Origin of the sequence: Rugamonas sp. (assembly GCF_025354735.1) — a bacterium.
Lineage (GTDB): Bacteria > Pseudomonadota > Gammaproteobacteria > Burkholderiales > Burkholderiaceae_D > Rugamonas.
This window is the reverse complement of sequence record NZ_JANXMI010000271.1, coordinates 1-6423: the sequence shown is the minus strand read 5'-3', so window position 1 is coordinate 6423 and position 6423 is coordinate 1. Positions and strand designations below refer to the sequence as shown.

Annotated in this window: 7 protein-coding genes and 1 pseudogene; 1 reads left to right on the top strand and 7 read right to left on the bottom strand. The window is 67.8% G+C overall.

Annotated features, from left to right (window positions below; all coding sequences use genetic code 11):
• The 4 genes from Q0S71_RS21905 to Q0S71_RS21890 all read right to left on the bottom strand — a co-directional run.
• Nucleotides 1-654: TorF family putative porin (locus Q0S71_RS21905; protein WP_296000443.1), on the bottom strand; the 654-nt coding region annotated here is incomplete at its 3' end.
• A complete protein-coding gene (locus Q0S71_RS21900) occupies nucleotides 651-2099 on the bottom strand; it encodes a S8 family serine peptidase (protein ID WP_296000436.1) in 1449 nt (482 codons plus the stop codon). The genes Q0S71_RS21900 and Q0S71_RS21905, both read right to left, overlap by 4 nt.
• Nucleotides 2096-2902, bottom strand: a complete 807-nt coding sequence (locus Q0S71_RS21895) for a zf-HC2 domain-containing protein (protein ID WP_296000433.1) — start codon at nucleotides 2900-2902, stop codon at nucleotides 2096-2098. Before Q0S71_RS21895 ends, Q0S71_RS21900 begins: the two co-directional genes overlap by 4 nt.
• Nucleotides 2899-3492 (bottom strand): sigma-70 family RNA polymerase sigma factor, encoded by a 594-nt coding sequence (locus tag Q0S71_RS21890; RefSeq protein WP_296000430.1) that lies wholly within the window; start codon nucleotides 3490-3492, stop codon nucleotides 2899-2901. The genes Q0S71_RS21895 and Q0S71_RS21890 overlap by 4 nt, the downstream gene beginning before the upstream one ends.
• 112 nt (nucleotides 3493-3604) lie before the next feature.
• Between Q0S71_RS21890 and Q0S71_RS21885 the strand changes: the two genes are divergently transcribed.
• Nucleotides 3605-4468, top strand: coding sequence for an NAD-dependent protein deacetylase (locus Q0S71_RS21885; RefSeq protein WP_296000419.1), 864 nt, complete (start codon nucleotides 3605-3607; stop codon nucleotides 4466-4468).
• Between the two features lie 423 nt (nucleotides 4469-4891).
• Here the strand turns inward: Q0S71_RS21885 and Q0S71_RS21880 are convergent, their stop codons facing one another.
• From Q0S71_RS21880 to Q0S71_RS21870, 3 genes and pseudogenes are all read right to left on the bottom strand, one after another.
• A complete protein-coding gene (locus Q0S71_RS21880) occupies nucleotides 4892-5443 on the bottom strand; it encodes a FlgO family outer membrane protein (protein ID WP_296000417.1) in 552 nt (183 codons plus the stop codon).
• The gene (locus Q0S71_RS21875) at nucleotides 5443-6144 is read right to left on the bottom strand and encodes a hypothetical protein (RefSeq protein WP_296000414.1); all 702 of its coding nucleotides are present in this window, start codon (nucleotides 6142-6144) and stop codon (nucleotides 5443-5445) included. The genes Q0S71_RS21880 and Q0S71_RS21875 overlap by 1 nt, the downstream gene beginning before the upstream one ends.
• Nucleotides 6145-6325: 181 nt before the next feature.
• Nucleotides 6326-6423 (bottom strand): annotated as a pseudogene (locus Q0S71_RS21870) (SsrA-binding protein); the annotation flags it as partial.

Genomic DNA, 6423 nt, shown 5'->3' with positions numbered 1-6423 from the left:
GCGCGGCGAGCGCTCGTCGTCGTGTAGATAGTGTTCGCCGCTGCGCTGCGTGAGTACCCACGCCAGTTGCACGTTCCACTCGCCCAGCGGCGCGCTCAGGCCGATGCGCGCATCGTAGCGCGAGTCGGCCGGCACGCCGGGCCAGGCCTCGCCCGACAGCGTGTGCAGCCAGCCCGCGTGGCCGGTCAGGTTGAGGCCATCGCGCAGCGGATAGACGCCGTTGATTTCCGCGTACACGGTGCGGCTGTCGTAGCCGAAATAGCGCGGCGCGAAATACAGGCGGCCATTGACGCGCTCACCGGACAAGCCCACATACAGCTCGCCGTAATCGCGCTCGCGGGCCTGCGTGAACACGGACTCGGTGGCGCCGGCTTCCCAGCTCCAGCCCGACGCCAGGCGCCGCGCGTAGCCGCCATAGGCCAGCACCTGCGCCGTGGCGCGCTCGCTCAGGCGGACGGCGCCGGTCGCCAGCGCGCCGCCGTACCAGCCGGCGTCGCCATCGAGGTTGACGCCGACCTGCGGCGCCGGATTGCCATCGCTGAGCGAGGCGCCGCGAAAGCGGTAGTCCGACAGCAGCGACAGGCTGACGCTCGCTTGCGCGGCGGCGGCGCCGGCGGCGAACGCCAGCAGCGCCGCGCAAGACCAGCGGGTCACGGACGAGTGTCGACTTTCAACTGGACTGCGGTGGCGCATGAGCAGGAGCACGCGCCGGTGACGCGGGTGATGGTGGCACAGGCGTCGATATTACCAGCGTTCAGACCATCGATGGGTTGCAGTTGGCGGCGCAGCTGTTCCGGCGTCGACGCCGGCCGCAATTGGCTGAGCAGCGCGATCATGCCGCTGACGTGGGCCGCCGCGTAGGAGCTGCCAGAGACGAAGCTCCAGCGCGCGCCCGGCGCCGTGGTCGGGATGTCGCGGCCGGGCGCATAGACGGTGCCGGATCGCGCTGGCGATGCCGAGGACGGCGGCGACGGCGCCCACGATGCCGGCGACGCCGCGCGCGCATCGCCGGCGCCCTGCTGCGCCACCGCGATCACGCCCGGATGCGAAGCGGGGAAGGCCGCCGCGCCGCCCTGCGGATCGACCGCGCCGACGACGGCGATGCCGCGTTCGAGCGCGACGTCGAGCAGGCGGTCGAGCAGGCGGTCGGGCGGCCCCGATAAACTGAGGTTGATGATCCTGGCGTGGTTGAGGATGGCGAAGTTGAGCGCCTTGGCCAGCGTGAAGCTGTTGCAGCGGGTGCCGAGGTCGGGTTGCTGCCAGCAGGCGCGCAGGGCCAGCAGGCGCGCGCCCGGCGCCACGCCGACGATGCCGCCGTTGCCGCTGCGCGCGGCGATGATGCCGGCGACGGCGGTGCCGTGCGCCTCGGCCGGCGCGGCGCCGTCGTCGACGAAGTTCTCCGCCAGCGCCACCTGTCCGAGCAGGTCGGGATGCTGGCCGTCGATGCCGCTGTCGATCACGGCGACGCTGACGTCGCGGCCCGTGGTGGTCCGATGCAGTTCGGCGATGTGCCAGTATTTTGCGCTCGGCTGCACCGGATAGAGCGGGTCGCCGCCGGCCGCGCCCATGCCGAGGAACAGCGCCACCGGCTGCGCCCATTCGACGCGCGGATCGCGCGACAGCGTGGCGGCGATGGCGTCGGCGGAGTCGCCGTCCGCGTATTCCATGACGTAGCAGTCGACGCCCAGCGTCGGCATCGGCCAGTCGCTGAGCAGCTTCAGTCCATGGCGCTGCGCCAGGTCGGCGGCGATGCGGTGGCGCGCGTTGCGGCCGCCGTCGTCGATATAGCGCCCGCCGTAGCTGGCGTCGGGCCGGAAGTGGGGCGCGGGCAGGCGCAGCATCACCAGCACCTTGCGCTCGGGCGCCGTGTGCGCGGTCGCCGCCGGCGCTTCGGCGGCGCCGACGGCGTGGGCCGCGTCGTCGGTGACGTAGGGCGCTGGGGGTGCGTTCTGTGCGGCCGGCGCCGTGCTGGCGGGGTTGGCGTCGTTGGTCGCGCCGATGGCATGAGGTACGGCCAGCATCAACAGCGTCACCAGCATCATCACCATCAATAAGGCTGGTGGCAGCGCGCGGATCACGGCGCGCGCCAGCGGCATCATGGCGGCGCTCCCGCCTGTAGCGACTCGGCCAGCGTCACTGACGGCTCGGCGCGCAGATTGTGCACGGCGCGGTCGCGGGTCGCCAACGGGACGCTGAGGAGATAGGCGTCGGTGTCGGTCGGCCCGTCGACCACGCGCGCGCCGTTGGCCAGCAACACGCGGCGCAATTCCTTCTCGGCCGTCTCCGGCTTGAAGACGACCACCAGATTGGCGGCGGCATTGCCGGCCGCGCCGAGCGCGTGATAGCCGGCATGGCCGGAGCCGGGCCAGACCTGCCAGGCCAGCAAGCCGGCGATGACGATGCCCTGGATGGCCAGCGCCCAGCGCATCCACGACGGTTGATTGGCGGCGCTGCGCGGCCACGGGTTTTTCGGCGGCGGCGGGGGCGGCGTCGCTGCGGGCGCCGATATCGATGTCGAATCCGTATCCGCGCCGGCATCCAAATCCGCCGCGAATGCCGGCGCCGATGTTGGCGTCGATGTTGGCGTTGATACGGTCGTTGATACCGGCATTGATACCGGCGTCGATACCGGCGTCGATACCGGCGCCGCGTCCTGCGCGCCGAGACGCGGCATCAGGCGGGCCAGCGCGCGTTCGACATCGACGCCATCCGGCATGCCGGGGCCGCGCGCGCGCATCCGCCGTTCGCGCTCGACATCTTGCCTGCACTCGGCGCAGCCGAGCAGGTGCTGCCGCACGCGCTCGGCCTCCTCCAGCCCCAGCTGGGCCGAGACCAACCAGGGCAGCAGCTCTTGCACCGCCTGGTGGGCCGGTATATCGAGTCTGAAAATATGCCCGCTCATTTGCTTCCCTCTTTTTCACTGGCCAGCAAGCCCTGCAATCGGTGCCGCGCGTGGAACATGCGCGTCTTGACGGTGTTGACCGGACAGTCGACGATGTCGGCGATTTCCGCGTAAGCCATGTCGTGATAATACGTCAGCACCATCACCATCCGCTGCGCCAGCGGCAGCAAGTCCAGCGCCTCGACCACCGACTGCCGCAACTGCTGCCGGCCGAGCCGATATTCCGGCTCGGCGCCGCTGCCGGCCGGATAATGTTCATCGTCCGCCTCGACCGGCTCGTCGCGCTGTTTCAGCCCCTTGAGCGCCTTGCGGTAGGCGATCGCGAACACCCACGTCGACACCTTGCAGCTGCCGTCGTAGCTGGCGGCCTTTTGCCAGACCACCAGCATGGTGTCGTTGACGACCTCCTCGATCAGCTCGACGCTGCGCGTCATACGGCCGAGAAAGCGCGTCAGGCGCGGAAAATAGCTGCGATACAGCAACTCGAAGGCGCGCCGGTCCCCGCCGGCGATGCTGGCCAGCAGCCGCGCCTCCTCCGATTCCGTGATCCCATCGTGCGCGCGCGCATCGAGCCGCCGTCTTTGTCGCATCCGTCGCTCTCCTTATTTCTCCGTTAATGCCTTGCCGCGGTTAAATGGTTCTATCGCCGGGAAAACCTGGCCCGCCGGCGCGCCCGTGCCGCTGATGATACGATGATGCGCTATGACTGACCACCCACAAGTACCCGCGCCCGCGCAGCTCGACCAGCTGGCCGACTTTCTCAGCCGCCACCGCAACGTGCTGGTGCTGACCGGCGCCGGCCTGAGCACCGCGTCCGGCATTCCCGACTACCGCGACCGCGACGGCGTGCGGCGCGGCCGGCTGCCGGTGCAGGGGCCGGAGTTCCGCCGCTCGGACGCGGTGCGGCGGCGTTACTGGGCGCGCAGCATGGTCGGCTGGCCGACGCTGGCGCAGGCCGCGCCCAACGCCGGCCACCGCGCCATCGCCGCGCTGGAGCGGGGCGGCCGGCTGGGCGCCGTCATCACGCAGAACGTGGACGGCTTGCATCAGCAGGCCGGCAGCGCGCGGCTGATCGAATTGCATGGCAATATACACGGCGTGGTCTGCCTGTCGTGCGGCGCGCAATCGGCGCGGGCCGCCATGCAGCAGCGCCTGCGCGACGCCAACCCGGCGCTGGCCGGCGCCGTCGCCCAGCCGCTGCCCGACGGCGACGCCCAGATCGAGCCGGAGGCGCTGGACGATTTCCACGTTCCAGCCTGCCAGATCTGCGGCGGCACCTTGCAGCCGGACGTGGTGTTCTTCGGCGACAACGTTCCGCCCGCGCGCACGGCGGCCGCGTTGGACTGGATGGCCCAGGCCGACGCCTTGTTGGTGGTGGGATCGTCGCTGATGGTGTTTTCCGGCTACCGTTTCTGCAAGCTGGCGGCCGAGGCGGGCAAGCCCATCGCCGCCATCAACGTCGGCAAGACCCGCGCCGACGACTTGCTGGCGCTGAAAGTGCAGGCGGCGGTGCAAGACGTGCTGCCGGCGCTGGCGCGGCGCTTTCCCAGCCCCGCCGGCTTGTAAAAACCCACTGTCCATACACCTCATCGCATCGCACAAGGCTGTGATGGAATTTTCGTTGAGCAAGCACGTCGCAGCCAGCGCATGACTGACCATAGCCAATCTTACTGATCTGCTGGGGAACAATGGCTTCAAGATTGTGCTATTGAACGTGAGCGATGATTTTGACGGAGCGTGCGCTGCTACCAATGATGGACAGCATGTGCTGATATCGTTAAATGCAACTCGCGCGGGGGAGGGGATGCGTTTTACCGCTGCTCATGGGCTGGGCCACCGGGTAATGGATTTACCAAAGTCTATGGATGAAAAGACCAAAGAGCGCTGCTGTCACCGGTGAGCGCTAGTGCGTGGATGATGCTTGGCTCCACAACCTCACCAATCTGATGCGAAGGGTTAGCAGGGGCATCGACGGCGCGGCCCGGCCGCTCAATTGCGCAACATCGAGCGCACGATGCCTTCCTTGGCCAGCACGTAATCCTGGCCGGCCAGCACGAAGTTGGTGTTCGGCTGTATCACCTTGATGTTGATGAACACCATGTCGCTCGTTTCGGCATAGGAGCCGACGACGATGGCCTGCGCGTTGTGCGACTGCGCCACTTCGCCCAGTTCGCGCGTGAGCATCAGCTCGCCCTGGTTGCGTTTCAGGTAGACGCTGTTGCGCAGCTTCATTTCCAGCATGTTCAGGCCGCCTTGCGCCATCCGCGTCGAAATCTGTTCCGACACCAGCCGGCCCAGGGTGGACGTTTGCTCGAGCGCGTCGATGTTGACGACGGTGGCCATGATGAGGGGTTTGTCGGCCGTCAGCTTGCCGTTGAGCTGGGTCAGCAGGCCGTCGGCGGCCGCGTAGTTGGAGGCGATGAACTGGTTCGACGCCACGGTCGAATAGTTGGCCTCCTCTTTCGGCGCCGTGACGCAGGCGGCCAACATGAGTGGCAACGTCAGCGTCAGCAGCAGGGCGCCGGCCCGCGATTTCCGCATCACTTGTCACCCCGCACTTGATACATTTTGCTCAATTTGGGCAGCTCCGGTTCCTTGTCGACCATGCCGTACAGCACGCGGTCGCTGTCGCTGACGTAGTAGGCCGAGCTGGTGCGCGCGTAATAGCGATAGGGGTCGGACACCGACACGGTGACGATGATTTCCGTCTTCGGCGTGGCGCCGGGCGCGAATTGGGAGTTGAACCAGCTATAGGCGTCATAGGCGCCGACGGCGGCGGTGGCCACGCCCAGCGCCGGCGGCTCGATTTCGCTGAGCACCCAGACGCCGGCGGCGAGCGCGCTGTGCTCGCCGAAATAGCGGTATTGCGGCCGGTTGGCCGAGAACGTCACGGCTTGCACGTCGAGGTCGATCTTGAGGGCGCCGGCCGGGGTCTTGGCGACCGTGTAGCCGTCGTTGACGAGGCTGGTGGTCAGTTGCGCCGCCAGCGCCCGCGCGAACGGCGACGGCTGCGGCGCTTCGTTGAGGAACAGCGGGCGCGGCGGGCTTTTCTTCAGCTCCAGCACCATGTGCTGTTCCAGGTTGCCGGCGATGATGGCCCAGTGGTTGGCGGCCTGTAATTCCAGCTGACGGGTGGCGGGAAAGTTGGCCGCCAGCGGCACCGGCGAATAGGGCGCCACGCAGGCGCTCAAGAGCACGCCGGTCATGCCGGCGACTGCCGCTGTTGTGGTTTTCAGCACCATGATACCCTCGTCTTCGTCCAGGTTGAGACCAGCCGTGCGGACGGCGGCTGCATTGCTGCGCCCTCTAGTCTAACATGGTCGTTTCTACTTAGAAACTCGACGAGCGATAAAAATGCTGCGCGGGCCGCTGTGCAACGGTTGCGCAACGATGGAGCAACGCTTGAGCGACCGTCGGGTGGCGTCAGCGGGTGTTTTGCTTCATGGCCGAGGCCACTTCGCGCTTGCCGTCGCGTTCTTTTTCGGTGGCGCGCTTGTCGTGCATTTTCTTGCCCTTGGCCA

Bases quoted from the DNA above. Each gene is read 5' to 3' on its own strand.
- Q0S71_RS21900 (WP_296000436.1), bottom strand. From the start codon at position 2,099: ATGATGCCGCTGGCGCGCGCCGTGATCCGCGCGCTGCCACCAGCCTTA.
- Q0S71_RS21895 (WP_296000433.1), bottom strand. From the start codon at position 2,902: ATGAGCGGGCATATTTTCAGACTCGATATACCGGCCCACCAGGCGGTG.
- Q0S71_RS21890 (WP_296000430.1), bottom strand. From the start codon at position 3,492: ATGCGACAAAGACGGCGGCTCGATGCGCGCGCGCACGATGGGATCACG.
- Q0S71_RS21885 (WP_296000419.1), top strand. From the start codon at position 3,605: ATGACTGACCACCCACAAGTACCCGCGCCCGCGCAGCTCGACCAGCTG.
- Q0S71_RS21880 (WP_296000417.1), bottom strand. From the start codon at position 5,443: ATGCGGAAATCGCGGGCCGGCGCCCTGCTGCTGACGCTGACGTTGCCA.
- Q0S71_RS21875 (WP_296000414.1), bottom strand. From the start codon at position 6,144: ATGGTGCTGAAAACCACAACAGCGGCAGTCGCCGGCATGACCGGCGTG.